Annotated in this window: 24 protein-coding genes; 2 read left to right on the top strand and 22 right to left on the bottom strand. The window is 44.2% G+C overall.

Going from position 1 to position 25618, the window contains the following annotated elements:
* Nucleotides 1–205: 205 nt before the first annotated feature.
* The 14 genes from IGJ17_RS01030 to IGJ17_RS00965 form a co-directional block, all read right to left on the bottom strand.
* Nucleotides 206–1234 (bottom strand): PTS system mannose/fructose/sorbose family transporter subunit IID, encoded by a 1029-nt coding sequence (locus IGJ17_RS01030; protein ID WP_008376454.1) that lies wholly within the window; start codon nt 1232–1234, stop codon nt 206–208.
* The gene (locus IGJ17_RS01025) at nt 1224–2030 is read right to left on the bottom strand and encodes a PTS mannose/fructose/sorbose/N-acetylgalactosamine transporter subunit IIC (RefSeq protein ID WP_005232623.1); all 807 of its coding nucleotides are present in this window, start codon (nt 2028–2030) and stop codon (nt 1224–1226) included. Before IGJ17_RS01025 ends, IGJ17_RS01030 begins: the two co-directional genes overlap by 11 nt.
* 26 nt (nt 2031–2056) lie before the next feature.
* Complete coding sequence (gene agaV, locus IGJ17_RS01020) at nt 2057–2539, bottom strand: PTS N-acetylgalactosamine transporter subunit IIB (RefSeq protein WP_005232625.1); 483 nt, start codon at nt 2537–2539, stop codon at nt 2057–2059.
* Nucleotides 2540–2558: 19 nt separating this feature from the next.
* Nucleotides 2559–2834, bottom strand: a complete 276-nt coding sequence (yajC, locus tag IGJ17_RS01015) for a preprotein translocase subunit YajC (protein ID WP_008376459.1) — start codon at nt 2832–2834, stop codon at nt 2559–2561.
* A gap of 2 nt (nt 2835–2836) precedes the next feature.
* Nucleotides 2837–3268 (bottom strand): PTS sugar transporter subunit IIA, encoded by a 432-nt coding sequence (locus IGJ17_RS01010; protein ID WP_008376461.1) that lies wholly within the window; start codon nt 3266–3268, stop codon nt 2837–2839.
* Between the two features lie 646 nt (nt 3269–3914).
* On the bottom strand, nt 3915–4511 hold the full coding sequence (locus IGJ17_RS01005) for an alpha/beta hydrolase (RefSeq protein ID WP_005232636.1): 597 nt from the start codon (nt 4509–4511) through the stop codon (nt 3915–3917).
* Nucleotides 4512–4524: 13 nt separating this feature from the next.
* Nucleotides 4525–5133 (bottom strand): flavin reductase family protein, encoded by a 609-nt coding sequence (locus IGJ17_RS01000; RefSeq protein ID WP_115231570.1) that lies wholly within the window; start codon nt 5131–5133, stop codon nt 4525–4527.
* Between the two features lie 17 nt (nt 5134–5150).
* The gene (locus IGJ17_RS00995) at nt 5151–6044 is read right to left on the bottom strand and encodes a VOC family protein (RefSeq protein ID WP_413134953.1); all 894 of its coding nucleotides are present in this window, start codon (nt 6042–6044) and stop codon (nt 5151–5153) included.
* Nucleotides 6045–6057: 13 nt separating this feature from the next.
* Complete coding sequence (locus tag IGJ17_RS00990) at nt 6058–7020, bottom strand: ring-cleaving dioxygenase (RefSeq protein ID WP_061053593.1); 963 nt, start codon at nt 7018–7020, stop codon at nt 6058–6060.
* 10 nt (nt 7021–7030) lie between these two features.
* Nucleotides 7031–7459, bottom strand: coding sequence for a MarR family winged helix-turn-helix transcriptional regulator (locus tag IGJ17_RS00985; protein ID WP_016611544.1), 429 nt, complete (start codon nt 7457–7459; stop codon nt 7031–7033).
* 298 nt (nt 7460–7757) lie between these two features.
* Entirely contained in the window at nt 7758–8822 is a 1065-nt protein-coding gene (locus IGJ17_RS00980) for a bifunctional transcriptional activator/DNA repair enzyme AdaA (protein WP_429961031.1), read from the bottom strand.
* A gap of 296 nt (nt 8823–9118) precedes the next feature.
* On the bottom strand, nt 9119–9637 hold the full coding sequence (locus IGJ17_RS00975; protein ID WP_086332881.1) for a glycosyl-4,4'-diaponeurosporenoate acyltransferase: 519 nt from the start codon (nt 9635–9637) through the stop codon (nt 9119–9121).
* Between the two features lie 6 nt (nt 9638–9643).
* The gene (locus IGJ17_RS00970) at nt 9644–10750 is read right to left on the bottom strand and encodes a glycosyltransferase (RefSeq protein ID WP_429961030.1); all 1107 of its coding nucleotides are present in this window, start codon (nt 10748–10750) and stop codon (nt 9644–9646) included.
* 11 nt (nt 10751–10761) lie between these two features.
* On the bottom strand, nt 10762–12249 hold the full coding sequence (locus IGJ17_RS00965; protein ID WP_086332879.1) for a phytoene desaturase family protein: 1488 nt from the start codon (nt 12247–12249) through the stop codon (nt 10762–10764).
* Between the two features lie 553 nt (nt 12250–12802).
* On the opposite strand from IGJ17_RS00965, the gene IGJ17_RS00960 reads away from it, so the two are divergent.
* Nucleotides 12803–13180: a DUF7006 family protein gene (locus IGJ17_RS00960; RefSeq protein ID WP_005232663.1), complete on the top strand. Its 378-nt coding sequence runs from the start codon at nt 12803–12805 to the stop codon at nt 13178–13180.
* Between the two features lie 232 nt (nt 13181–13412).
* On the opposite strand, the gene IGJ17_RS00955 is transcribed toward IGJ17_RS00960, so the two are convergent.
* The 3 genes from IGJ17_RS00955 to IGJ17_RS00945 all read right to left on the bottom strand — a co-directional run bounded on the left by IGJ17_RS00955 (nt 13413) and on the right by IGJ17_RS00945 (nt 17614).
* The gene (locus tag IGJ17_RS00955; protein ID WP_223347152.1) at nt 13413–14906 is read right to left on the bottom strand and encodes a helix-turn-helix domain-containing protein; all 1494 of its coding nucleotides are present in this window, start codon (nt 14904–14906) and stop codon (nt 13413–13415) included.
* A 289-nt stretch (nt 14907–15195) separates the two neighbouring features.
* Nucleotides 15196–15600 (bottom strand): hypothetical protein, encoded by a 405-nt coding sequence (locus tag IGJ17_RS00950; RefSeq protein WP_429961029.1) that lies wholly within the window; start codon nt 15598–15600, stop codon nt 15196–15198.
* A gap of 496 nt (nt 15601–16096) precedes the next feature.
* Nucleotides 16097–17614 (bottom strand): peptidoglycan DD-metalloendopeptidase family protein, encoded by a 1518-nt coding sequence (locus tag IGJ17_RS00945; RefSeq protein WP_005232667.1) that lies wholly within the window; start codon nt 17612–17614, stop codon nt 16097–16099.
* 591 nt (nt 17615–18205) lie between these two features.
* Between IGJ17_RS00945 and IGJ17_RS00940 the strand changes: the two genes are divergently transcribed.
* Entirely contained in the window at nt 18206–19699 is a 1494-nt protein-coding gene (locus tag IGJ17_RS00940; protein ID WP_429961028.1) for a helix-turn-helix domain-containing protein, read from the top strand.
* A 183-nt stretch (nt 19700–19882) separates the two neighbouring features.
* Here the strand turns inward: IGJ17_RS00940 and IGJ17_RS00935 are convergent, their stop codons facing one another.
* The 5 genes from IGJ17_RS00935 to IGJ17_RS00915 form a co-directional block, all read right to left on the bottom strand.
* Complete coding sequence (locus tag IGJ17_RS00935) at nt 19883–20146, bottom strand: hypothetical protein (protein WP_005232670.1); 264 nt, start codon at nt 20144–20146, stop codon at nt 19883–19885.
* Between the two features lie 16 nt (nt 20147–20162).
* Nucleotides 20163–21593 carry a catalase gene (locus tag IGJ17_RS00930; protein WP_005232671.1) on the bottom strand — a complete coding sequence of 477 codons (1431 nt, stop codon included), beginning with the start codon at nt 21591–21593 and terminating at the stop codon, nt 20163–20165.
* 301 nt (nt 21594–21894) lie between these two features.
* Nucleotides 21895–22611: an acetolactate decarboxylase gene (gene budA / locus IGJ17_RS00925; protein WP_005232672.1), complete on the bottom strand. Its 717-nt coding sequence runs from the start codon at nt 22609–22611 to the stop codon at nt 21895–21897.
* 18 nt (nt 22612–22629) lie between these two features.
* A complete protein-coding gene (alsS, locus tag IGJ17_RS00920) occupies nt 22630–24282 on the bottom strand; it encodes an acetolactate synthase AlsS (RefSeq protein ID WP_010748583.1) in 1653 nt (550 codons plus the stop codon).
* Nucleotides 24283–24535: 253 nt separating this feature from the next.
* Entirely contained in the window at nt 24536–25495 is a 960-nt protein-coding gene (locus tag IGJ17_RS00915; RefSeq protein WP_429961027.1) for an alpha/beta hydrolase, read from the bottom strand.
* Between the last annotated feature and the right edge of the window lie 123 nt (nt 25496–25618).

Genomic DNA, 25618 nt, shown 5'->3' with positions numbered 1-25618 from the left:
CAAACTGGTTACTACCACATAACGAGTGTACTATTTCCCGATAGGCGTGTCAAACAATCGTCTACAGGGGCTCTGTTTCCTGAGCTTGCATCTCTTCACGTAGGAAAATGAACCAATTGCCAGCACGAGCTAAGCTAAAAAGTCAGCTTTTGCTTGCTTAGCAAAACTCCTCCTACGGTTTGCGCCGTTTCTTCTGCTAGCTTGCTTATTGCGGCCAAATGGATGGATACAGACCAAAGCCAGAACCGATCAAGCCGATCACTAGCAGCAAAGCGATACATTTCAATGGCGTCCAGCCGCGTTTTGATAAGAAGAAATACAGCATCAGTGTGATGGTCAATGGAATCACTTGCGGCAAGATCCCATCGAGGATTTTTTGAATATCGATCGTCACGGGCACTTCGTTGACTTTGTTAAACGTCAATTCATATTTGCCGTTAGCCAATTCGTTGACCGCCGCATTTTCTTGCAGTGTGTCGGTCAATTGTCCATTCTCATCCGTGGTATACAGCATGTCTTCGTAAGCGGCAATGGCTGCTTGATCGTCCACGATCGTCGTCGCTTGTGTCACTTCATTGGTAGTACCGTTAGGGATCTGAATATCCAAAGACGTCGCCCCATACACGCAGGTCAAGGAACCGACAACAAAAATCCCTAAAATACTCGCTGCTCTGGTGAACTCTTTGGCATTTTCCGTTAAGATCCCAATCGCATCTGTCCCTAAACGATAGGACCAATGCATCAAGAAGAACCGTAAACCAAATTGGGCCGCATTGAATACCAGTAAGAAAATAAACGGTGCAGCGATGTTGCCGTTGATCGCCATATTGGCTGTGATACCAGCTGTTATCGGTACCAGAGTGAACCAGAATAACGCGTCACCGATCCCGCCTAGCGGTCCCATCGCGGCGACTCGCACTGCCCGAATCATGGGAATATCGGCTTTGTTTTGTTCCATCGATAGAATGATCCCCATCACAAAGTTCACGAGGAATGGATGAGTATTGAAAAACTCTAGGTTATGGCTCATTGAAGCAGCCAAGTCCTTTTCATTTTTGTGGATCTTTTTCAATCCCGGTAAAATACTGAATAACCAGCCTCCTGCTTGCATTCGCTCATAGTTGAAAGAGGCTTGTAGAAATAAGGAACGCCAGACCATATTGTTCAAGGTCTTTTTATCCAGTTGTTCTGCGGGCGCTTGTTCGCTATAAGAATCGGGAATATTATATGCCATCTTCATCGCCTCCGAAATCATAGGTATTGGCTGTTGCTACTTTAAATTTGGACTGGATTTGATAATCCCAAAAGGCTAATGCAAAACCGATAAAGGCTAGAATGATCAAGGCTGGTCCTTGCAAGGAAGGTGCCGCCATTACGATCGTGGCTAAACCAAACCCCATAAAGAAGAAGCCCCACATTTCTTTGGAAACCATCACTTTTAGTAAAATCGCAAAACCGACATACCGCATCATGCCCCCAGCTGCGCCGAGCCCACCCATCAACCATTGAGGGATCGCTGCGACCGCCTGATTCCCGAAGGCAGCACCGCCGATAAAGAATAAGACCACAATCAAGCCGAAGATCGTTCCAAGACCCACCATCGCTAAATAATTGATCCGGTCAATGCCCTTCGTATTGGCATCATGGGCGTAGCTGTCAGCTTTTGACATCACTGGCGACATTAGTGAGAAGATAATCGTCACCCCATATTGCCCCAGCAAAGAAAACGGAATCGCCGTAGCGACGGCCACTGTCGGTTCCAGCTGCAGCGTGATCGCTAAGATTGCTGCCATAATTCCGCCAATCACCGCATTTGGCGGTTGCGCGCCGCCCACCGGCATATTGCCGATCGTCATTAACTGATAGGTTCCGCCAACGATCAAGCCGGTTTGAAGATCTCCAAGAATAAGTCCGATAACCATCCCGGTAACAATGGGCTGGTACAATGATTCTAAAAAACTAAATTGATCGATTGCGGCAATGAATGTAACTATGAAGACTAAAATGATTTGAAAAATCGTGTAATCCATTTTCTTTCTCCTTCCTTATCTCTGCATCACTGAAATAATTTCTTTTCATCTTCAACAGGTGTCGTTGGAACCCGCTGAATCACTAATTGCACCCCCATTTCCTTCAGTTTTTTAAAGGCATCGACATCTGCTTCATCGACGGCAACTGTCGTAGCAACCTGTCTTTTCCCTTCTGACATATGCATATTCCCAATGTTGAGTTTCTTGATTGGCACCCCACCTTCAGCTAATTTCAACGCATCTTGAGGATTTTCAACCACCATGAAAATCTTTTGTTTTGGCGATGCTTTATGAATGATCTCGATGGTTTTTTGAATCGAGAAATACCTCGTTTGGACGCCAGCTGGCGCCGCCATATCCATCAACCCTTGTCTGACTTTGTCTTTGGCGACCTTATCATTTGCCACTAAAATTAGATTTGCCCCCAACGTACCGTTCCATTGGGTGGCAACTTGCCCATGAATCAACCGATTGTCGATTCGCGTCAACAAAATATTTGGTTCTCCCATAAATATGTCCTCCTTCTATTTACTGCATGATTTCTGCAACCGCACTGCGTTCTACTTCGATCACCGTTCCCGATTTCACCCTTAGATCGACCGTCTCTTTCCCAAGTGCTTGAATCTCCCCAATAATGCCGCCGTATAATTTGATTTTCTGCCCCTTTTTCAAGGACTGCTGCAATTCAGCGAAATAGCCTTTTTGCTTTTTCAGATGTTTCCCATTCAAGAAAGATGAGACCGCCAAAAAGAGAAAGAGAAAAACAAGCACCACGATTGAGGCTGCTAAGATCATTTCCCACATCGTTAAATCCCTTCTTCCTCATTGGTTTCCTCATGGCCTTTGATCTTTCCGTGAAAAATACCGCTCTTGCCAATCTCTGCCAGTTCTTGACAAAAACGCTCTGGATCAGTTGCCGTATATCTAGTCAACGAACCTTCCACTAGCAGCAGTAGATTGATGCCGCCGATGACCTCGACTTGCGGGTCCTCATTGGCAGCGGTCATCGCAACATTAAAAGGGGTCCCGCCTACAAGGTCTGCACAAATCACGACCCCATCACAGGTTTCCTTTAATTGATCGATTGCTCCTTGCAACTCTTTTTCAAAGTCAGCTAACGGATTTTCCTCTAAAAACGACACTGCTAGAAACTGTTCTTGCGGCCCTGCAATCATCGCAAGCGCATTTTCCATCCCTTGCGCAAATCCTCCATGACCTGTTAAAACCAAACCAAGCATCTTATGTCCTCCCCTTACTCTCAACTGGTAGTAACCACATATCCAATATAAACGCTTTCATTTTGTCTGTCAACAATTTTTTGTTTTTATATAAAAATGTCTTTGTTATCTTTAAATACGAAAAATGGCGCCAAAACAATGATTATCAATTAATAACCCAATTGATAAAGGTATTGAAATCCATCAAGGGAACGACCTTAATGTTATTTTTAACAAGTACGTTCACTGGTTTTTGAGTCTTGGTATCTAAAGAACCACAAGTCACTCACTATTCACCGATACAACAATCAACGTTGTTAAATAAAGGAACTATCAACAAATTTGCTTCCTTACTAAAAAAACCAGCTAGGTATAATCCCTAACTGGTTTTGATCATCACCAAACTCATTTTCCATTATGCGTTTTATTAAATTGTATTACCATTTTTTTTAGGAATAATTCATGTTATTAACTTAAACAGGTTAGAGATAACAAGCTACCGTATAATCCAGAAGCTTTAAGAATATAAAAACCACCCATACTAACAGAACTAATGTAAAGCATATCTTGGTGGAGCTGATGTACTCTCTGTTCAATGTTTTCACGTGAAACAAAAAAAACTAACCAACCAGCAGGATCGCTGTTTGATTAGGAAATGGGCACTGCTTTATTGTTTGGTCAACCACGTGCGCGAGTGTTCAACTTCTTCATACGTTAACTGATGACTTGGGGTCCAAACGGTTGAAAGGACTGCGCCCCGCGAGGTAAAGATCTCTTGGACGTAAGCACTGTCAGCTAGGGAAACGATCGGGTCGTTTCTGCCAAAACTCAGAAACACATGAGTGTCAGGCAAGGAATTCGTCGGTACATTCTCGACTGGATACATGGCGTGGTAGAGGATCGCTTTTTTGAAGTGGTCGCTATCATTTAGTAATAAGCGAATGGCAATGTTGGCGCCATTGGAATAACCCACCAGTACCACTTGCGCTAACGAAAAGTTGTATTCTTTGGCGGCTTGCCGAATGAAATCGGCTAATTCGTCGCCGCGAAGTGCTAAGTCGGCTTCATCGTACACCCCTTCAGCTAGGCGTTTGAAGTAACGGGGCATGCCGTTTTCTAAGACATTGCCGCGAATACCTAATAGTGAAGCTTGGGGATCAAGGGCTTTTCCTACTTCTAGCAGCGACTGTTCGTCGCCACCAGTGCCGTGGAGCAGCACCAAAACTGGTGCGTCGGCTGCTCCTTGTTGGTAGATTGCTTTCATCGAAGTTCCTCCTTTAACTTGGTCGTTTGATATCGAAAATCTCCCCAATCGTTGCGTAAGAATTTCCCGCTAGCCGGCTGACTGCTTGTAAGGCACGGGGATCGATCTTGCCGTCTTGATAGACATCCTCTGCAACCTGGTAGCCGACGACTTCCAACAATAAGAGATCGGCAGTGATCTGCTGGTCTTTTTTGATGGGTACGTGCTGATGCAGAATCGTTTCTAAGCGGACACTGGCTTCGTTCAAGCCAGGAACGGCAATCGTTTTCGATGTCGTTGTGGTAAACCCAGAAACCGTCAACTCGCTTTGGTCTGCGGGCAATAATGCCGCGGTTTTATTGGCCTCTTGGACATTTGTTTGATCCAAAATATGCACGACGGCTTCTTTCGTCGCCAACAGATTGCGGGCGGTGTCTTTCAGTTCCCCCTCTTTGCGCTGGATAGCCAACGAGAGGATCACAGGTTCTGAGCTGACGATGTTAAAAAAACTAAATGGGGCGATGTTGACGATACCATCGGCTGATTGCGTACTGACCACTGCCACTGGCCGTGGAATGATGGAGCCAATCAGTAACTTATAATTTTCTCGTTGGGTCAAATCCTTGGGATCTAAATAGTGCATACAGCGTCTCCTTTTTTCTAAACCGATAAGTCTGGCAAGCGATCCTCGATCTCTGCACGGCGGCTTTCAAATTGGGCGGGCAGCATCAACTGCTGTCCTAACGTTTCTAATGGTTCATCAACTAAAAAGCCTGGGGTTTCTGTTGCGATCTCAAAGACGATGTTGCCCCGCTCTTGGAAATAGACGGCTTTGAAATAATTGCGGTCTTTGATTTCAGTGACTCCGTATCTTTGATCGTACAAGTACTCTTGCCACTCTTTTTGCACTGCTTCCGTTGGCACGGACCACGCGATGTGATGGACGGTGCCGACACCCCAGCGCCCTGCTGGCATTGCTTCATGGGGCACGACGATCTCATGAGCGAGGGTACCTGCGGTATGGAGATGCGTGCTTTTATTTGTTTGATTAAAAATGTCCAGACCTAGATCATCTGCCAACGTTTGAATGGTCGCTTCTGGTTGTGCCGAAAGCAAGACGGCCCCATGAAAGCCTACAATCGCTGGTGTTTCCGCCGATTCTTCGGCTTCGACTAACGCCAAAGACAGGTCATGCTGATCATGAAGTTCTAAAGTTGGCCGATCAAACAATGTACTTTCTTGGACAGTTACTTGATGTTTCGCCAGATGTTCTTGCCAATAGGCACTGCTGCCTTTAGGAATACGAAACGCGATCGTGCCGACTTGTCCGCTTCCTACTCGCCCAGGATGGGCATTTGCCCAGGGGAAGAAGGTGATGATGGTCCCATTTTCTAATGCTTGATTGCTGTAATAAAGATGATACGTGTACGGATCATCAAAATTGACGGTTTGTTTGACGAGGCGCAACCCCAACACGTCGCGGTAAAAGGCAACGTTCGTTTGCGGATCGCCTACGATGGCTGAAATATGGTGGATCTGTTGAATGGGTTGCATACTATGTGCCTCCTTAGGCGCGTTTTGTATTGAAGGGTTTGATGACTCCTTCGATGTATTCACGGCGATTTTCTAAAAATGGTGCCAATGATAAGGACTCACCCAATGTTTCGTATGGCTCATCCCCCATGAACCCTGGTTCATCTGTTGCTAGTTCAAAAAGAATATGGCCGATGCGCACATACAAGGATTCAAAATAGTAGCGATCCACATAGCCGGAGTTGGCCAATCCCAAGTTATCAAAGATTTCTTGCCAAACTGCTAATGAGTCGTGGTGAGCTAAGCGAAAAGCGACATGATGCACTTCGCCATCGCCTTGTTGCGCTTGCGGGCTCGTGGTATCTTCCACTAAAACGACTTGAGCGCCATTGCCGCCTTCACCAACTTCTAGCAAATAGCGATTATCTACTTGATCAATGGTTTTGAAATCAAAAACGGATTCCAGCAGCCCTTTGAAATCTGCCAAGTAAGAAACAGACATTTCGACAGGACCTAAGCCATAAATCGCAAATTCAGTAGGAACCGGTCCTTTTTTCCAAGGAGTACCAGCTTTCACGCCAGTATTGTGTTCGTCAGAGATCAATTGATAAGCTTGCGTATCAAAATCCCAAAAACGCATCACTTTTTTCCCAAATTCGGTGGTGATTGCTTCGTGTTTTACCTCAAATTCATCAAAGCGTGCGGCATAATAATCAAGGGCAGCATCACTGGGTACTCGGAAACTGGTGCGGGTGATCGAGTTGGTTCCTTTGCTGCCGCGAGCGGTATTGGGAAAATCAAAGAACGTCATGGTCGTTCCCGGTGACCCTAAATCATCCGCAAAGTAGGTATGGTACGTATAAATGTCATCTTGATTGACGGTTTTTTTCACTAAACGCATCCCTAACACATCTGTAAAGAAATGGTAATTCCGTTCCACATCACTTGTCATGGCCGTCACATGGTGTACCCCTAATAATTGATCTTGTTTTCTCATTTTCTTTTCCTCATTTCTGATCGTAAGTTATTTTTCGTAAAATTGTTTTTAATTGTTGCAATTCTTCACTGCTGAGTTCGGAAAAACTCGCCGCAATCTTTTGTGCATGACTGGGAAAAATTTTCTCCATCAATGCCCTGCCTGCTTCCGTAATACTGACGTAAGTTACTCGTTGATCTTCTTGGCTAGGTTCCCGGCGCACGCAGCCTTTTTTGACTAATTGATCGACTACATAGGTTGTCGAGCTGCTGGCGATCAAAATTTTTTCCTTGATGGCTTGCGTCGTATGGGTGCCTTTATGGTAAAGCAATTCCAGTACAGAAAACTCTGTGATATTTAAGCCATAACAACGAACATCTTTTTTTGCCACTTGTTCCAAACGACTCGCCGTACGCAGCAAACCGATGTACGCTTTGAGCGCTTCTTCTTGATGCGCCATTTTCCTCACCTCTTTATTTCGAATTCGAGATAATCATAACTTACTTTTTGTAAGTTGTAAAAAGATATGCTTTGGTTGTTTAAGAAAATCATTCAATGCTTATTTTTATAGAGGTTAAGAACGGTTAGACACTAACGAAGGTCCCACCTTTTCTCTACGTCCCCTTCAAATCTAATAAAAAAACGGAACTCATGAAAGGTTCCATGAGTTCCGCTAAATATATATTTTACTGAAGAGGATTCGATCCATTCCATGTACCGATGAATGAAGCGCTGATTCCGACGCATACTTGTCCTTTTTAGATCATTGTGGTCGGCTGCACCTGCTTTTCCAAAGCCAGTAACCACTTTTTGCGTTCGACACCGCCGCCATAGCCGCCGATGCTGCCATCGCTATTGATGACGCGGTGGCATGGAACGATCAACGCCAATTGATTTTTTCCGTTGGCATTGGCAACAGCTCGGGTAGCTTTTTCATTGCCGATTCGCTGTGCCAATTGTTTGTAAGAGTATATTTCTCCGATCTTCATCGCCAACAGCTGCTGCCAGACGGCTTTCTGAAAATCGGAGCCGATCAATGCAATTGGAATCGTGAAAACAGTTCGATTTCCTGCAAAATATTCCGTCAGTTCTTGCTTAAGCTGCTGGATGATTGCTGTTTGCTGGGGAATAATCACTGCATTCAAACGGCTTCTCAAAACAGCGATCTCCGTTTCTAGCCCTCTGCGATCCACGAATTCTAACAAGTAAAGCTGCTGCTGGTCGCTGATCGCCAACATCGATCCCAGCTTGGTCTCAAGCCAAGCAGAAGAAAGAATCGTTTTTTCGCGGCTGTTGGAAGGCAATTCCCCCATAATCCGGGAAAACGCATCTCGAAAGCCGTTGCCAGAATCGAAGCCGGCTTCTAATTGTGCTTGGATCAGCGGTTCTCCTTCACGAATCTGCTTAAACGCTAACCCTAAACGGCGTGAACGGGAATATTCGATAAAGGTCATGCCAAAATATTTTTTAAATTGTCGACGCGCAGTATTGGGATGGATCGCTAGCGCTTCAAAATCTTTGTCGGTCCACTTTTTCTCCGGGTTGCTCTCCACCGCTTCCACAAGGCTTTTCACGTCAGGGGATAAGTGGCTAGGTGAGCTGAGCGGGCGACATCGTTTGCAGGGACGATACGCCGCCAGCAGCGCTTCTTGTGCCGTCTGAAAAAACTCGCAGTTTTTCTTGAGCGGTTTTTTCGCTGGACAGGTAGGACGGCAAAAGACGCCGGTGGTTTTTACCCCAACGTAAAAAATCCCTTCATATTGGGAATTTTTTTCAATCAGCATGTCGTAATAGTGGTCCCGTTGTCGGCTATCTTCAATCATCTTGCGCATCCCTCCTTCTTTTCTACACTTACAAAAATACTTTGTACCTGTCCAAACACACGATCAACCAATGCAGCAGCCTGCAAAGGCAGGTCGAAAATTTGCCCACATCCTTCTGATGACATACGATCACCCTTTCCTCTGAATGACCTTAGTGTACAAAGAATGGTCTTGACGCATCCCATAAAAATTAACACCAATTTTTTAAAAAGGATCGAAGGCAGTTATCCTCCGATCCTTTTGATTTCCCGTTTGCCTATTTTTCGGCGAATCTTAAAAGCAACGCCTACATGAACCTAGACCGTCGCCTTCTGCTTGACTTGCAGGGCACTTTTTTTCCGCAAGACTCGCTCCAAACGGGGGCGATTATAGCGTTGGATCATGATGAATGGGCAGTTGGCCAATAACGCATAGGCGATCATCACCCAGCCCGCCCACGTAGGATTCCAGAGGAAAAAGAACGGTGCTGGAACAATCAGCAGCCAATGGGTCAGCTCTGCTCGGCGTGTTTCGATGACGAATTTTTCCAGATAGTCCTTTTGTTGCTGAGCCAAGCGAGATTTGTCAAAGCCTTTTTTGGCAATCACAGTGCCGTCGGGCAATTTGTCTTTCCACTGACGAATACGAAATACCTCCGCCCAGATTCTGCCGCCTTTTTCAAAGGCAAAAGAACGGAACCAGTTGGCATGACGTTCAAAAAAAGCATCACTGACTTTGCGCAAGCTAAACGAGATGCCTAGATGAAACAGCAGCCAAGCCAAGCTGTCTGTAATGAGCAAGAGCAGTGGAGATAAGGTGATCAGCGGCATGTGCATCGCCTCCTATAAATTGATTTTTCGTCCTTTCCAGGTCACGGATTTCAACAAATGGGTTTGGATCCATGACCAACCAAATAAGCCTAGGAAAAAAAGAAAGTAACATGGGAAAAAAAGCAGCAAGACTCGGTTGAAGTTGCCGACACGGCGGGCAAAGCACACGGTTTGTCCAAAATAAGCAGCATAAAAAAGCAGTCCTAGCCAAAGCGGTTCCATCAGAAACGGTGCCGCCAGTACCCCAATGCTGCCGCTGATCCACAAGATGACACCTGCCATGATCAAAGGGTGAGTGAATTGCGAAGCAGTGGCAAAGTCCTTCGTCCAGCCTTGAACAAGTTGACGAACACCAGCTGGATACATCCGAAAGGCCAACAGGTCTTTTCCACCATACAAGGCGATCGGCAAGCGTTTTTTCTTAAAGCGTCTCGCTAATGCTAGATCATCTAAGATTCCTTGTGGCATGTCCTGATGCCCATTGGCTTGAAGGTACGCTGTTTTGCTGCACAAGATACACGGACCAAAGGCGCCGCCGGCTGAGAGTTTTTCGCCTACGATAGAAAAGCGGTTCAACCCGACAGGTAAGATGACATTAAAGACGGCAGATAGTTGTTCATACAGGCGCTTCGTTTGATGATAGGGCTGCACCGAGAGCAGGCCTTGTCCCGATCGCTCCTCATACGCAGCGAAAAGGCGCTCTAAGCCATCTTCTGCTAGAAAGAAGGTATCGGCATCCAAAAATAATAGATACTTGCCCACCGCTTGTGAGGCGCCTAACCAGCAAGCCGCCGCTTTCCCAGCAGAATCAGCAGCGGTTTTCAAGACCGTCGCACCGAAGCACTCGGCACAGGCGATCGTCTCGTCTTCCGATCCGTCATCAACCACCAAAATCTCCACAGGATAAAGGGTTTGCTGCTGCAAGGATGCCAACAATTGCGGCAAATTTTCTGCTTCATTGCGGGCGGGGATGATGATCGACAATTCTGCCCTCTCCTTCAAGTCTTTGGATGCGGCTGTCTCCTTGCGGGTGGGTATCGTCGGCAGGCGGAAAAAAATCAGCCAGCCTGCCAGCCAAGCAGCGCAAATACCAGCGAGCAGCAGGTACACAGTCATCATCCTTTCTTATCTTAGTGTTCTCTTTTGGTGATCATCTCACTGACTTGCTGGCCACTAAGGGTCACCATCGGCATACCGGCACCGGGATTGACCGTACCGCCAACGAAGTAAAGATTGTCGTAGCGTTCGCTGTGTTTCGGGTGTTTAAAGCCATGATTTTTTTTGCGATTAGAGACCGTGCCGTAGATGGCGCCGCGATGTGACAAATAATTCTTTTGGATGTCTTCGGGTGTCCAGCGGTCTTCATACACGATGTGCTTGCGTAGATCCGTTAAGCCCATGTTTTCCAGCTTGATCAAGATCCGTTCACGAAAGGCATCGTATTCCGCTTCCGTAAAGGGTTTATCCTGCAAATAAGGGATATGAGGCAAGATTTTGATGTTCTCATGCCCTGCCACTGTTTGCGAAGGATCGGTTTTGTTGGCATTGACCAAATAGATCGTTGGGTCTTCCGGCAGCTGATGCTGATGGAAATTTTGATCAAAGTTTTCTTTTGAGGCATTTGAAAAGAAAAAGTTGTGGTGCGCCAGTTGCGGATAGGAGGTTTTGACCCCTAAGTGCAAGACAAAGCCAGAACTTGCTGGTTCAAATTTTTCTTCCAGTTTTTGAGTAAAGGCCGGCGCTTCTTCTAACAGCTCTTCATATGCCGGGATCACTTCCATATTGGAAACAAAATAGTCCGCTTCGATCAACGTACCATCATCCAAACGAGCGGCACGGATTTGTTCTTGTTCAACGATCAATTTTTCCACTTTATGTCCCGTATGGAAGGTCACACCGATCTCTTTTGCTAAGCGAACGATGCCTTCGGCTAACCGATGCATCCCGCCTGGCACGTACCAGACACCTTGGGCATGCTGCATGTAGATCATCATGTTCAAGACGGCTGGGGCGTCATAAGGAGACGAGCCGACATACTTGATAAAATAGCTCAGCATGTCTTGCAGCTGCGGATTGCTGATACGTTTTTGAATGGCATCATGCATGGAAGAGAAATAATCAAAGCCTTTCAGCGCTTTGATCACGCCGTGATACTTCAAGATTTCTTTCGTGGTATCTAAGCCTTTCTCGAAATAGCCTTTTTCCGTGATATCATAAATCTTTTGCCCATAGTCCAAAAAGTCTTGGTACTCTGCCATGTCTTTTTCCGACAAGTGGGGGTTTTCCTTTGCCATGCGGGCAAGATCGCCATAGAGATCAATCTTGGTGCCGTCGGGGAAAAAGGAGCGCCATTCCAATGGCAATCGGCGAATCGCAACATAATCCGCCATATCGCGATTGCTGCCAGTAAATAATTTTTCAAAAATCTGCGGCATCGTCAAAATCGAAGGACCTAAGTCAAAGCCGAAGCCGTTTGTTTCCAGTCGGTTCAATTTGCCACCTAAATGGTGATTTTTTTCATATAGTGATACATCAAAGCCATTTTGGGCTAATGAGACCGCCGCTGATAGACCACCAAGTCCGCCGCCGATCACTACAACTGTTTTTTTCTCATTCATTGAATTGCTCCTCGTTTGCTTTAATAAACGTCCCTATTTAGCCAATTCTTTTCACCGAAACAGACGGTTGCGTCTCACTGCAACTGCGTGTCTTCGCACTATTTTGGCATTGGCAACTTGAATCAAAGGATCGTTTTTCTAGATAATTCTATAGTATCACACCTTTGAAAAAATGACGGGGATGAGCCTACCGGTCAACTGATGCTGTTTTTTCTCAACCATGATTTCAGCGAATGAAAAAACAACCTGCTGGAAAAGAAAGGAAACCCAGTCATTTCGCCCATTCCGAAAATATTCTTTTTATAACAACAATTATCAGAATAGTTGAACATTTTTGACGTTAATACCAGCGAAAAACAAATCTTCGTATGGTTACGAAAAAACGCGTTTGAGCCAATTTGGAATATCCTGTACATTGAATGTAGCGAAAGTCCTTCCCCCAATCATTAAAAAAAACAAATGGGCCTTCTCAGTAAGACATTGCTTAACAGTGACTCTTTTTGATAATGACACGTATTGTCGCCCTTTCCTAACACTTATAAGGAGTATTGATATGAACTTAAAAACGATCCAATCAGCCGAAGAATATGTAAACTTTTTTGACGTAGAATTTATCCACTCTCCCTGTTCTTATACACACCCAAAAATCTTTAATTTTTATCTCTCTTTGCGCCAACGATTCTTGGCGATCTATGAACAAGACGAGGGTACTTTTTTCGAAAAAATGTCGTTGCTCTTAGATATCGACGCACAGCTGCAAATACTAAAAGAACTTTATGTTTTAAAAATTTCTTCTCTAAACGAGTATACGGAAGAAGAGATCATTCAGCTGACGGTCAAAGACAAAACCTGTTTCTATCGGGAATTGACCGGTCTTCAGCTAAACCAAAAGGCGCCTTGGAGTTTGATTTACTTAAGTGAAGCCCAATGATTTCGCCCACATTGATCGATTGAATTGAAAACCGCTGGTTCCAAAGGCTTGCATCCGTACCTGATGCATTCCCCACTTCCCCTTCCCACACTCCTGCACAGCTGCGGAGAGTCAAGCCATTAAAAAAGAAAGCATCTTTCCTTCTCACTGTCTAAGCAGTGAAGGAAAAATGCTTTCTTTTCATGTAAAAGGCCCTTTCTAGCAACTCTTTAGGTCAAAACAGAATGGGAAACTAGAAGAGGTCTTTTAGGGCAAATTGGCGGGTGACGTTAGGATTGATCCGTTCAAGCAGCCGATTCCAGTCAGAAGAAGAAGGGATCGTTTTGAAGACGATACATTCAACGATATCTCGAAATTCGGTCGCATGCTCGGCATAGTTCGTCACTAGCAGATCAATGGTATTTTGTTCTAAATACTGAGCATTGACTTCCCCTGAGTCAGGATAAAAGACTTGATGGGATCGGCTAAAATAGCGGTTGGACCAGCCCTCAATGTACTGAACGATATTGTTATTTCCTTCGAAGATAAAGGCGATATTTTTTCGGGGAAACCAATGACGTTCTCGAACAGATTCAATAAAAATCACTAAGTTTGCACAAAAATCCGTCAGATACTCCACAGAATAAAGGGTGTGGTACTCGCAACTACTTTCTAAAAACTCTCGGTAAGCAGCAAACTCCTTAGAAAAAGTTTTCTTAATAAACGCATTCACATCATAAATATTACGATTGGCCGAAGTGGATAAGCACTCCTTCAATTTGGCAGAAGTAAAAAAGGATTCGATCAGAATCTGATCTTCTTTAGGCTTTTTCGACGATACATTCAACATCTGATAAAACTCGTTGGTCAACGTGCGAATCTCGGTCCAATGATTATAAGAAAGACAAAACTTTTGTTCGACGATCACATTTTGCAGTTTTTTCTTTGTGATAATACTAACAAACAAAAAGATAAGTTCATCGTTCGTCAATCGACATTGAAAGTACTTTTCAATAATGCCATTGATTCGCTGAAAGTGCATCAGCTGAATACTGTGTCGCAAGGCGTGGTACAATTCGTCGTTGATTTGCACAGTTTTGCCTTGCATAAATCGCTCAAGCGAAATATAAAGTAGATACGTATATTGTGAAAACGAAACGGTGTGATAACTATTTTTGTCAAACATCCTGCCGATTTCCGTTACTGCCTGTTGGACCGCAGCAGGCGGAAAGACAGTATGGGGTGTGCTATCTGTTTCATAGAAAAAGGTACAGAAGAAATTGCGGATATCTGCTTCTTGTCCAACGATATTCAGGGGATCTAGTGCTAGTTGGAGATCAAAACGTGCCAGTTGTTCATGAATGCGCTGCAAGTATTTTGATAAGGTACTCTTGGATAAAAACAAGCAGTCCGCCCACTCATCGATCGTCTTTAACTCTCCAATAAAAATATTTTCCAATAAAATAAAGAGCGGTTCATTCGCTAAAAGCGAGGCTTTTTTCTTTTCATACTGTGAATAATCAAATAGTTCAAACGAATAGCCTTGATTGGTGGAAGTGATCAGGATCAACCCACAGAAATAATCATTAATCTGACTGATGTCTTTGCCAATCGTCCTTGTAGTACTACTTGTTACTTCAGCCAAATGGCTGGCACTGCAAATTTCATTTTTTTCAAATTCACTTAGAATCTGCAGCCATCGGACGGTCGATTTGCTTGTGACAAAACTCAATTGAAAATTTTTCAAACATAAGCTCCTTACTAAGAATTTCTTTTTTGCGGCTAATTTACGCATGAAAGGCGCCTAAGCAGTCTCATTATATCGGTTTTCATCCTACATAAAAAATCGGTTTTTTCATAGACTGATGAAAAAAAGCGTTGTGTCCAGACTACTGTCTTATAACAATTATTTTATCGGCTATTAAAAATAGTGCAAGGATTTCGCTTTTGCTTTCATCAGATTCTGCTTAAGAAATAAGAAAATTCTTTGTATCATTTGCTTCATTTTGAAAAAAAGCTGCTATGTTGAAAATCACCTATGTTTTCTTTATTTGTCTAAATGTGTCTGTCATGATGTTTAAAAGCTGTTCATATTGCGTTTCTTGACTTACTTTTTTCATCTGCACGTTAAAGTCCTGTTCAATAAATTGTTTGGGTATCAACTGATCCATTTCTATTTTTGAAAGCATCTCGGTACATTCCGCTAACAGTTGGTAATCCTTTACGAGTGTTTGCGGCAGCTTGTATGTTTGTGTAAAAAAGGAATAGCTCGCATTCTTTTGAATCGTTAGTGCCACCTGCTTTTGAATCAAATAGTGTAATTTTTCTAATTGCTTATCTGTGACGGATCGTTCACCGTTTTGTTCAAATAATTGACAGTAATAGTCTAAAAATTCGCTATTGGCCATCACTGCCTCAAAATCCGTTTTATTTATTCTCATAAAATGTTCCCCTCTTTTTTTATTTTATGCATCACTGTGTAAAACATTCTTTTCGTTTAACAGAAAAAAAGAGCAGCTCATTTATCTCTTCTACTTTTTTATGGTTAATCATTTCTTGTTAGTTCTTTTCAACGATCAATACTGATTAGAAAAAAAGGAGTAGACTTATAATTGATGCACTTCCTGATTATTCGCTCCCCTACTTCGTTAGCAAGTTTTTATTCGTAGGGGTAATAACTGTAACGATTTTGCTTCTCCGCTCATCATCAATAGCATTCGAACCTACCATTTGTGCTGCTGGCTGACCGATCTGTTCACGCCAGTTTATGGGTTAGCAACTGTTACGGTTATGTGAAAATTATAAAGAATCTATGCACGATTTTTTTAAACATTTTTTCGGTTTTCATGAAAAAAAAATTAAAATCGTTGCTCCCAAAAAATTGCTGGAAAAAGACAAAAAAAGAAAGTATCCACGATACTCTCTTTTCGGCAATCCTTATTTTGTTAAAAAAGCGATTGGATCGACCAATTTCGCTTGGCTCAAGCTAGGCGATGCACTGACTTCAAAGTGCAGGTGTGCGCCTGTGCTATTGCCCGTACTACCCATGAGCGCAATCGTTTCTCCTTGTTCCACTTGTTGACCAACCTTCACAAGGTTCTGTTGATTGTGAGCATAGAGTGTCGTCATCCCGTCCTCATGGAGAATCGCTACATAATTCCCCCAAGAAGGATGAACCTCTGAACGGATGACCGTTCCAGATTGACTCGCCATGATGGGTGTCCCAAACGCTGCGGCAAAGTCAACGCCCCGATGAAAGCTTCCCCAACGTGGGCCAAAAGTAGAAGTGACAACGGCTTTTTCAACAGGAAAAAGATACGTCTCACTTGCGGTCACATCAGGTTTTTTCTGATCATAACGGGTCAACGCATAGGCTTCGATCAATGCGGTCAGCTTTTGATCATACGCGGTATCAGTGGCATACCGACCAGTCAAATAATGGGCAGCTTCTTGATAAGAAGCCGCTTCTGATTTCCATACACCTTTATAAAAATCAGACTGCTGTCCGACCCCTTCTTTCAACAAACGAGCATAGTCCATCAATGACTCTTTGTACCCAGTATATTGGCGGAACGTTGCCGTGATCGTATAGTGATTTCCCGAACCATCATCTTCTTGTGTCCGAAAGGCAACACCCTGTCCGTGATAGGTTCCTTTGATACCAAAGAGATTGAAGTACGGCGCCTGACTCAATCTGCTTTGACCGCCACCTGATTCTAAAATAGCCTGTGCAATCATGACAGAAGCGTACAAATCATTTTTCAAGCCAATATCTCGGGCATCTTCGCCGATTTCTTGGATAAAATCCCACACTTCTTTTACTGGTGTGACCGTCAAGCTCGTTTCGCTACCTTGCTGCGTTATAGGATCGGATTGACTTGGCCCGCTTGGTGCTTGGGTACTTGGTGGTATGATCGGAGACACAGCCGCCGGTGTTTCTTGACTTGCATCACTGTTTGCTTCTGGTGTCGGTTGCGTTTCTACAGGTTCTGACGGTTGGGGCTTCTCTGGCTGCGTCTCAGGTTTGGGCGCTTCAGGCTTCGTTGGTTTTTCTGGTTTCGGTGCTGGGGTTGGTTCTTCTGGCTGAGAAGGCTCTGGCTTACTCGGTAGTTCTGGCTCTGGTTTCGGCTCTGGTTTCGGTTCTGGCGTCGGTTGGGGATCTGGGGTTGGTTCTTCGGTTTGCTCTGTTCCCTCCGGCGCTGTCTCAGATCCTTCTGGTACACTTTCTACAGGTGCCGATCCTTGCTCCGAATCGGACACTTGTCCTTCCCCTGCTGGAGCAGTTTCTTCAACCGTCCCTGCTGTGCTGCTACTGTCACTTTCTTGTGCAGCTGTTTCTGATGTTTGGGCAACGATCGTACCTTCCGATGCAACAACCGCAGCTGAAACTGGCACACCAGCTAAAAGTTGTCCGCAAACCAAAAGAAGCGCTACCCCTTTTTGCGAATGCTTCATAGGCGATTTCCTTTCTCTCCTTTTTTCACTTAACAACCTCTATCAAAAAAACATGTTGTCATCCAAATAGTAAATAAATATCAATTCTCTTTTATTATACTACGCTTCGTTTTTTCGACTCAAGCAAATGACTCCCGTGCTTGTCAAAGAGAACGAGTTGTTGGAAGAATGGGTCTACTAGTAAAGGATCACGTTTTGCATCCAATTCGTTATCGAGTCTGGGTTGCAGCTTTTACTTTCTGTTGCCTAAGATCCTCTGGCGTCATCAGAAAAAAACACAGTTGTTCAAATGGGCACCTGCCAGTTGAACAACTGTGTTTTTATCGTCTTTTCTTACTTCATTAGCTTTTTATTTAGCGTTTGGAGCCTTTCTATTAGCGTTTCGTTTTCTCAAGTTTATGTATGATTTTTGGCAATTGGTTTCTCAGGTCCTTGCTATACTTACCGTGAACGATTGATATTCCCGGAAATGTTCTACTGGTAGTCAGAGCCTTCAAGGCACTGTGGCAAGAACGCCTAACAGTTGAACGTTTCATTATCTGTGTAAATGATTATGCTATAATTATTTAAACTTATTTTTCGGAGGCTGACATGAAAACATTTCAATTAAAATTCATGCGAAATCGTACGTTGATTCGCTGGCTGCAATTGTTGAATGAATTTGAGAAAAGTCCCTCCCGTACACTGGGAGAACTCGCTGAAGTGACCGAGAGCAGTACGCGTACGTTGATTACTGACATTGCTAACTTGCGAGAGTATTTTAAAGGGGCTATGGCGATCCATACAGCAAAAATCGGGTATCTTTTTGAAGAAATCGATCATGATAGGTATCGAAAGCAAAAGCAAGAATTGATAAAAGATGAACCGATTTTCCAGATTTTAGAAAGTATTTTTTATGATGAGCAGCAAACCCTCTTTGATTGGAGCTTAACGCTTAATATTTCTGAACAAGCGCTGATCAGCTACTTCCGGAAAATACAGCCATTTTTATCCCCTTTCTGTTTAAAAATCAAAACGGATCCCGTCTCTTTGGCAGGTTCGGAGATCGATATACGAAAATTTTTCTGTCTTTTTTACTACGAGTCTGACATTAATGTCCACACGTTATTTCCCTCGATCCATGTACAAGATGCGGTGATGGAAATCACTGACCTTTTGGAAACGAAGGCCTTACAGAGCTCTTCGTTTTCTTATTTTGCTTATATCCTTTATATTAGCGTGGAGCGCAGCAAACGCGGTTTACTTGCTGCCCCCTCTCCAGAACTAAGCGAGTTAGTTAAAAAAAATGGTTTACTTTCAAATTATGAGGACCTTAAAAAGATTATCCAGCGTTATTTTACCTTTGAGTTTCCTCAAGAAGAAGCAATCTATCTTTTGACTTGCATCATTTGTCGTCGCAAACTCAACACCGATCTAGAAACAAGCAAAGTGTTTTGTCTTAACTATAACCACTGGCCCGCGATCAAACAGATCACTGCTGATTTCTATGCCCAAAATCGCGGCAACAGCTTTGATGAACAAAAAGATTTGCTTTGGTTAGAGTCATTCTTCACTATTTTCAAGCTTCGTGAGTTGTTATCGCCAACGATGAACGTCAACATCGATGATTTGAATGCTTTCGTCAAAGAAAAATTTGCGGCTGAATATAAAAAAAATCGCCAGTTTTTGCTCTCACATCCTCTTGTGAAAACACTCTATTCTTTCGACCATTTGGATGATTTTTGTGCAAGTCTCACCTTCCACATGGAAGCCATCATTGAAGAGAATTGGGGCACACGGAGAACTATAGCTGTTATTTTTGAAGGTAACGAGTATGTTTGTGAGTACGCCGAAAGTATTATCCGAAAATATCTTGGCGTTTATCATGAAATGTACTACCCTGATTCAAACGAACTCTCCCACGAGTATTTAAAAGAAAAAAACATTAATTTTCTCATTACTAACTACTCCGAATACGCCACTGAATACTTACTGGATGTTGAAAGTGTCTTATTAAAATCAATACCCGACGCTGCCGATTGGAATTATCTTTTGAATCGAATCAATCCGAGAATTTTGCGGTTGGTCGTTCTTGATAATACGTAGTAATTCCAATCATTCACGCCGCTTCTCCAAAGAAAGAGAATTGATATTTCCTTGTCGCCTTTAAACGAACGCCTGACTAATCCTCCCATATAAAGCTGTTCTTTTTTAGTGGAAGCAGCTTTATATGGGACTTTTCCAATGAATCAAGTACGCTTTTTCCTTCTACGCCGCTACTATCAGCAATCATTGCTCTTTGGATTGATCTGCACTTAAAAATGTCCGTTTCGTAAAAGCCAGTGCGCCTACGAGGGTCATGAGTACGATGATTGGATGAGAAGATGCAGACAAGATCCCCAAAATCGCCGTCAACAGCGTGCCCGTATAACTCAAACCGACTGCCCATTGCTGAAGCCTTGAAAGCTCTCGCAGCTGCCCTTTAAAGGCCACCCCCAGCATCATTGCTCCGACAAAAGATAAAAGACCAAAAACTACATGTAAAAGTAACATTCTTTTTCCTCCTTTCTTAAATGTTCACATCGATCGCTTCAGCGATTCGTCTGCCGTATTCTGGGTCCGCACGGTAAAAATGCATGACCTGCCGTTCTTTGATCTGTTGATTTTGAACCTGTCCCAAACTTCCCGCAATCGTTTGAATTAAACGTGTTCGTTCTTCTTCTGAGAGCAAACGATAAAAATCACCTGCTTGGCTATAATAGTCTTCATCGTAATCAAAGGAACCGATCTCTCCTTCTAACGAATAGTGGATGCCCTTGGCATGCGGGTTTTCTTTGATGCCATCGAAACTGTTCGGTTCATAATTGATCCCTGAAGAATTCGTTTTGGTATTCATGAAACCGTCCTGTTGGTGATTATGGACAGGCGCTTTTGGCGCATTGATCGGCAACTGGCTGCTGTTGGGTCCAACTCGATAACGATGCGCATCACCGTAAGCAAACAGCCGACCTTGCAATAGTTTGTCCGGAGAAAAATCAATCCCTGGAACGATATTGCCCGGTGAAAAAGTGACTTGCTCGACTTCGTTGAAATAGTTCTCTGGATTGCGATTCAAAGTCATTCGTCCCACTTCAATGAGCGGATAGTCTTTTTGTGAGACTGTTTTGGTCACATCAAAAAGATTGACGGCAGCTGACCAACCTTCTTCAAAGGGAATGATTTGAACATAGAGTGTCCAAGAAGGATACTCCTTTGCCTCAATCGCTTTATATAGATCTTCAATATGATAATCAGGATTGCTTCCCGCAAGTTCTGCTGCGAGTGCCGCACTCATGTTCATAATGCCTTGATCCGTCCGAAAATGATATTTCACCCAAAAGCGTTCTCCCTCTGCGTTGAGCCAAGCGAATGTATGGCTCCCATACCCATGCATATGACGAAAGGTTGCCGGTAAGCCCCGATCCCCCATCAACAGGCTGACTTGATGGAGGGATTCCGGTGAATGGGACCAAAAATCCCATACCGCCTCTGGATTTTTCAAGTGCGTTCGCGGGTCTCTTTTTTGGGTATGGATAAAATCAGGAAACTTCAACGGATCACGAATAAAGAAAATCGGGGTATTATTGCCCACGAGATCATAATTCCCCGCTTCCGTGTAAAATTTAACCGCAAACCCCCGAGGATCGCGCAACGTATCCGCAGACCCTAGTTCTCCGGCAACCGTTGAAAAGCGAATAAACATCTCCGTTTCTTTCCCGATGGCTGAAAGAAACGCCGCTTTCGTGTACATCGTTACGTCGTTTGTTACTCGGAAGACCCCATGAGCCCCCGCACCTTTCGCATGAACGACCCGTTCGGGAATCCGCTCACGATTAAAATGTGCCAGTTTTTCTAGCAAATGGACATCTTGAATCAACACTGGGCCACGGCGCCCCGCTGTCAAAGAATTCTGGTTATCCGCTACACTGGCTCCTTGCGCAGTCGTCAACTTTTTTTTCATATCTTTCCTCTTTTCTCTATAAAATCAGTCAAGTGCAATTACTCTCAACAAAATACTTCTAATTAGTACAAAAATTATCATTATTCTTAAAATATATCAATTTATTTGCTTATAAGTAGGAATTATTTCAGATTTTTGACTATTTTCCAGCTTTTCTATCGAAGCATCCAGGTTTTGCAGCAATCCGCATGAATAGAAGAAAGCACAAAAAAGCAGCGAAGCGTTGGCTTCACTGCTTTTTTGCGTTCCATTCGATCCGAGACCACTCTACTGGCGATCAATTATTTTTGCTGCCTGCTGCTTATTCGGCAGCTTCAATATCTTTGGCGATTTTTGCGACATCGATCTCCCGCTGCAAGTAGTCTTGGTTGTCGATAGGAAAATGCTGACGAAATTCGGCTAGTTCCATCAATTCGACTTCACCAGCTGCCACTTCAAAGTCTAAGACATGTCCAGCAAATGTGCGATCATCACTAATAAAATGCAGATGGAAACCAGCAGCCGCAGCACCGTGGAACAACAACGGGGTAAAGAACCCAACGATCGTTCCGCTGATATCTTCTGCTTGAAATTCCGGCTGATGCTGGATGATCTCAATGAATTTTGGGTACGGTTTTTCTTGCTTTGGGGCAACGCGGACGTGCATCTTGGTAAATACCCCATGAATCTTGACAGCGGAAAACAAATTCGGGCTGACTTCTGTCAGGACGTGGTTTTTCACTTCTTCATCGGTCATTTCTTGGCTGACCTGCAGGTGCTTCGCCGCAGAAAAATCAACGACTGCCGCATAGGGGGTTCCTTCATTTCCTTGGAGCACTTGTACCTTGCCCGACTCGTCTACATGGTAGATTTCACCATCTAAAATAATCACTTCACCATTGGAACCAGCCAACGTACCGATCCCAAAATTGCCATATTCAAGCATTTTGCCGATTTGCTCCGTGCCATCCATTAAATCCTGCATCAACCCACCTAGGGTGCCATGCTGATATAAATAACTTTTGTTTTTCACTTTCATCTTGCTGCTCCTTTGGTCTTAATAAAATTGATCAGGTAGGATCGTTTTGCCCAGATCGGCATTGTCTGAATAATCCACAGGGATATCAATGATCACTGGACCATCCGTTGCAAAGCCTTCTTCGATGGCTGCCATCAATTCTTGTTTAGTGGTTGCCCGTAGGCCTTTGGCACCAAACGCTTCGGCATATTTTACGAAATCAACGGGTCCAAAATCAACCCCAGAAGCACGATCATATTTCATTTCTTCTTGGAATTTCACCATATTGTAGGTACCGTCATTCCAAATCAAGTGAATGATGTTTTGTTTCAAACGGACAGCTGTTTCTAACTCTTGGGCAGAAAACAAGAAGCCGCCATCGCCAGATACAGAGATCACTTGAGTATTTGGTCGCACGAGCGCTGCAGCGATCGCCCATGGCAAAGCGACTCCTAAGGTCTGCATGCCATTACTAAAGAGCAGATGCCGTGGCTCATAACTACGGAAATGACGGGCCATCCAAATGTAATGGCTGCCGACATCCACCGTTACCGTCATATCGTCGGTCACTTCTTGTTGCAAAGCATCGATGATTTCCAAGGGATGCAAGGTATTGTTACTGCCTTCGACATCCGCTGGTTTTTCATTGAGTTTGGTTTGCAGCGTCGTTAAATAGTTTTGGGCGTCTTCGCTCAAGTGATACTGATCGATGGCTTTTGATAGTTGTTCAATAATTTTCGCGATACTGCCCATCAGTTCAACTTCTGGCTGCATAAATGGATCGATCTCCATCGGTACTTCATCGATAACGATCACGCGGGCATCTTTTTCCGCATTCCAGTTGCGGGCTTCGTATTCGATCGGGTCGTACCCTACAGCAATCACTAAGTCGCTGCGTTTCAACAACATATCACCAGGCTGATTGCGGAATAAGCCGACGCGGCCAAAGAAATGCTCTTCTAATTCACGAGAAATGATTCCAGCACCTTGGAAGGTCTCTACGACAGGCAACCCAGTTTTTGCAACTAACTGACGAATCGCTTGTGTTTCTTTCACGCCTGAAGCCCGCATCCCTAAGAGTAGGACAGGCAGCTTGGCTTCTTTGATCCGATCGACGAGTGCCTGGATATCTTCTGCATCGGCACTGCCTAATTTAGGCGAAGATAGTGGTTTGATCGCTGCCCCTTGAACGGTTCCGTCCGTCACATCTTGAGGAATGGATAAAAAGCTCGCCCCTTTTTTCGCTGTTTTTGCGATGCGAAAGGCGTTGGCAATACTTTCAGAAAGGGTTTCAGGATCTTGGACTTCACTGCTGAATTTCGTGATCGGCGCAAACAATGCCGCATTATTCATGCTTTGGTGGGTCAATTTTGAAAGGTCAGAACGCTTCACTTGGCCTGCTAGTGCCAGGACGGGATCACCTTCGGCAGTTGCCGTGACCAACCCAGTCGCTAAATTACTGGCTCCTGGTCCACTTGTCGCAATGACGACTCCTGGCTCTCCTGTCAGGCGACCGATTGCTTGTGCCATAAATGCCGCGTTTTGTTCATGTCGTGCCAAAATCAACTCTGGTCCCCGATCACTCAACACGTCAAATACGCCATCGATTTTTGCACCGGGAATCCCAAAGATATAAGGCACCCGATGATTTTCTAAACTTTCAACAATGATTTCTGATCCTTTTGCACTCACTGTATTACCTCTTTTCAAAAACTGTATTAATCACAATACATATAATAGCACTTTCTATTTATTTATCAACGAAAAACACTTATTAATATCTGTACTATAAAAACGTATTTTTTTAGAGAGCGTTTGCATCTGCTTCAGACCGCAGGTGTATGTCTTTCCATTTTTCCGACAAAAAAAGGAGTGGATCGCTCCACCCCATAAATCCTTTACTGTATCAGAACACCTCTAAAAAGAAGCTTCTTTTGTCGGTTTTTTATTCTGCTGGGACATTTTTTTCCGTCAGCCAACCGACAGCCAGTGTCATGGTAGCTCGTGCAGCTTGGGTCTGATCCATCGCATTGACCATCACAAAATCATGGATGATTCCTTGCAGACGTGCTTGGGTAACTTCCACGCCAGCTGCTCGTAAATGCTGCGCATAGGCTTCCCCTTCATCCCGCAAGACATCTGCTTCCCCCGTAATGATCAACGCTGGTGGCAGATCGGCTAACTCCTCTTTGGTCGCTCGTAAAGGAGAAGCGGTAATTTGATTCCGCTGTGTTTCATCCGTCGTGTATTGATCCCAGAACCATTGCATCCCTTCTTTGGTCAGAAAATAGTTTTCGCCAAATGCTTCATACGAAGGCGTATCAAAGCGGGCATCTGTCACAGGATAGAACAATAATTGCTGTGCGATCGGAATGCCACCACGGGCTTTCGTTAACAAGGTCATAACAGTCGCCATGTTCCCACCTACGGAATCGCCAGCCACGGTCAAACGGGTAAGGTCTAAGCCTTTGACATCGATAAATCCCGGTAATTGCTGCAAGACCGCATAATTTTGTTCGATCGCCGTTGGGTATTTTGCTTCTGGCGAACGACTGTATTCAGGAAAAATGACGATCGAGTTGGTTCGTACCGCCAATTCACGGATCAATTTATCATGAGTTGCGGCACTGCCGAAGACCCAGCCAGCGCCATGGAGATAATAAATAACAGGGAGAATCGCATGATTTCCTTCGGGACGAACAAAACGAACATTGATGGCCCCCCACTCGCCTGTATCTACGGTCTGATCTTCTATCTCAACCGCCAGTTTATTGACGGGTGACTCTTGGACTTGTTCCAAGAGTGCGCGCCCTTCTTCTGGCGGTAATTCATAGATCCGTGGGTGCGGTGCATTTGCCTCACTAAATTCAACGGCTGCTTTTTCCAACGAAATTCTATCTGTCATACGATTCTCTCCTTTTGTTTGAAATCGTTCGTGTTGATCTTAAGGGTACCACCAAGTCATTCTGATGCAAAGAATCTTGCTTTCTTCTGTTTCCAAGCATTTTGTTCGACAAAAAAGGTGGTT

Source organism: Enterococcus sp. DIV1096b, assembly GCF_050498765.1.
Classification (GTDB): domain Bacteria; phylum Bacillota; class Bacilli; order Lactobacillales; family Enterococcaceae; genus Enterococcus_D; species Enterococcus_D entomosocium.
Note: the sequence above shows the minus strand (reverse complement) of the source record. Positions and strands in the feature narration are given on the sequence as shown.

Coding starts and splice junctions, on each gene's coding strand:
- IGJ17_RS01000 (WP_115231570.1), bottom strand. CDS start 5,133: ATGCACTATTTAGATCCCAAGGATTTGACCCAACGAGAAAATTATAAG.
- IGJ17_RS00930 (WP_005232671.1), bottom strand. CDS start 21,593: ATGAAAAAAAAGTTGACGACTGCGCAAGGAGCCAGTGTAGCGGATAAC.
- IGJ17_RS00975 (WP_086332881.1), bottom strand. CDS start 9,637: ATGCACATGCCGCTGATCACCTTATCTCCACTGCTCTTGCTCATTACA.
- yajC (WP_008376459.1), bottom strand. CDS start 2,834: ATGTGGGAAATGATCTTAGCAGCCTCAATCGTGGTGCTTGTTTTTCTC.
- IGJ17_RS00960 (WP_005232663.1), top strand. CDS start 12,803: ATGAACTTAAAAACGATCCAATCAGCCGAAGAATATGTAAACTTTTTT.
- IGJ17_RS01030 (WP_008376454.1), bottom strand. CDS start 1,234: ATGGCATATAATATTCCCGATTCTTATAGCGAACAAGCGCCCGCAGAA.
- IGJ17_RS00940 (WP_429961028.1), top strand. CDS start 18,206: ATGAAAACATTTCAATTAAAATTCATGCGAAATCGTACGTTGATTCGC.
- IGJ17_RS00985 (WP_016611544.1), bottom strand. CDS start 7,459: ATGGCGCATCAAGAAGAAGCGCTCAAAGCGTACATCGGTTTGCTGCGT.
- IGJ17_RS00970 (WP_429961030.1), bottom strand. CDS start 10,750: ATGATGACTGTGTACCTGCTGCTCGCTGGTATTTGCGCTGCTTGGCTG.
- IGJ17_RS01005 (WP_005232636.1), bottom strand. CDS start 4,511: ATGAAAGCAATCTACCAACAAGGAGCAGCCGACGCACCAGTTTTGGTG.
- IGJ17_RS01010 (WP_008376461.1), bottom strand. CDS start 3,268: ATGCTTGGTTTGGTTTTAACAGGTCATGGAGGATTTGCGCAAGGGATG.
- budA (WP_005232672.1), bottom strand. CDS start 22,611: ATGAAAGTGAAAAACAAAAGTTATTTATATCAGCATGGCACCCTAGGT.
- IGJ17_RS00915 (WP_429961027.1), bottom strand. CDS start 25,495: ATGACAGATAGAATTTCGTTGGAAAAAGCAGCCGTTGAATTTAGTGAG.
- IGJ17_RS00965 (WP_086332879.1), bottom strand. CDS start 12,249: ATGAATGAGAAAAAAACAGTTGTAGTGATCGGCGGCGGACTTGGTGGT.
- IGJ17_RS00980 (WP_429961031.1), bottom strand. CDS start 8,822: ATGATTGAAGATAGCCGACAACGGGACCACTATTACGACATGCTGATT.
- IGJ17_RS00950 (WP_429961029.1), bottom strand. CDS start 15,600: ATGAGAATAAATAAAACGGATTTTGAGGCAGTGATGGCCAATAGCGAA.
- IGJ17_RS00945 (WP_005232667.1), bottom strand. CDS start 17,614: ATGAAGCATTCGCAAAAAGGGGTAGCGCTTCTTTTGGTTTGCGGACAA.
- IGJ17_RS00995 (WP_413134953.1), bottom strand. CDS start 6,044: ATGCAACCCATTCAACAGATCCACCATATTTCAGCCATCGTAGGCGAT.
- agaV (WP_005232625.1), bottom strand. CDS start 2,539: ATGGGAGAACCAAATATTTTGTTGACGCGAATCGACAATCGGTTGATT.
- IGJ17_RS01025 (WP_005232623.1), bottom strand. CDS start 2,030: ATGGATTACACGATTTTTCAAATCATTTTAGTCTTCATAGTTACATTC.
- IGJ17_RS00935 (WP_005232670.1), bottom strand. CDS start 20,146: ATGTTACTTTTACATGTAGTTTTTGGTCTTTTATCTTTTGTCGGAGCA.
- IGJ17_RS00990 (WP_061053593.1), bottom strand. CDS start 7,020: ATGAGAAAACAAGATCAATTATTAGGGGTACACCATGTGACGGCCATG.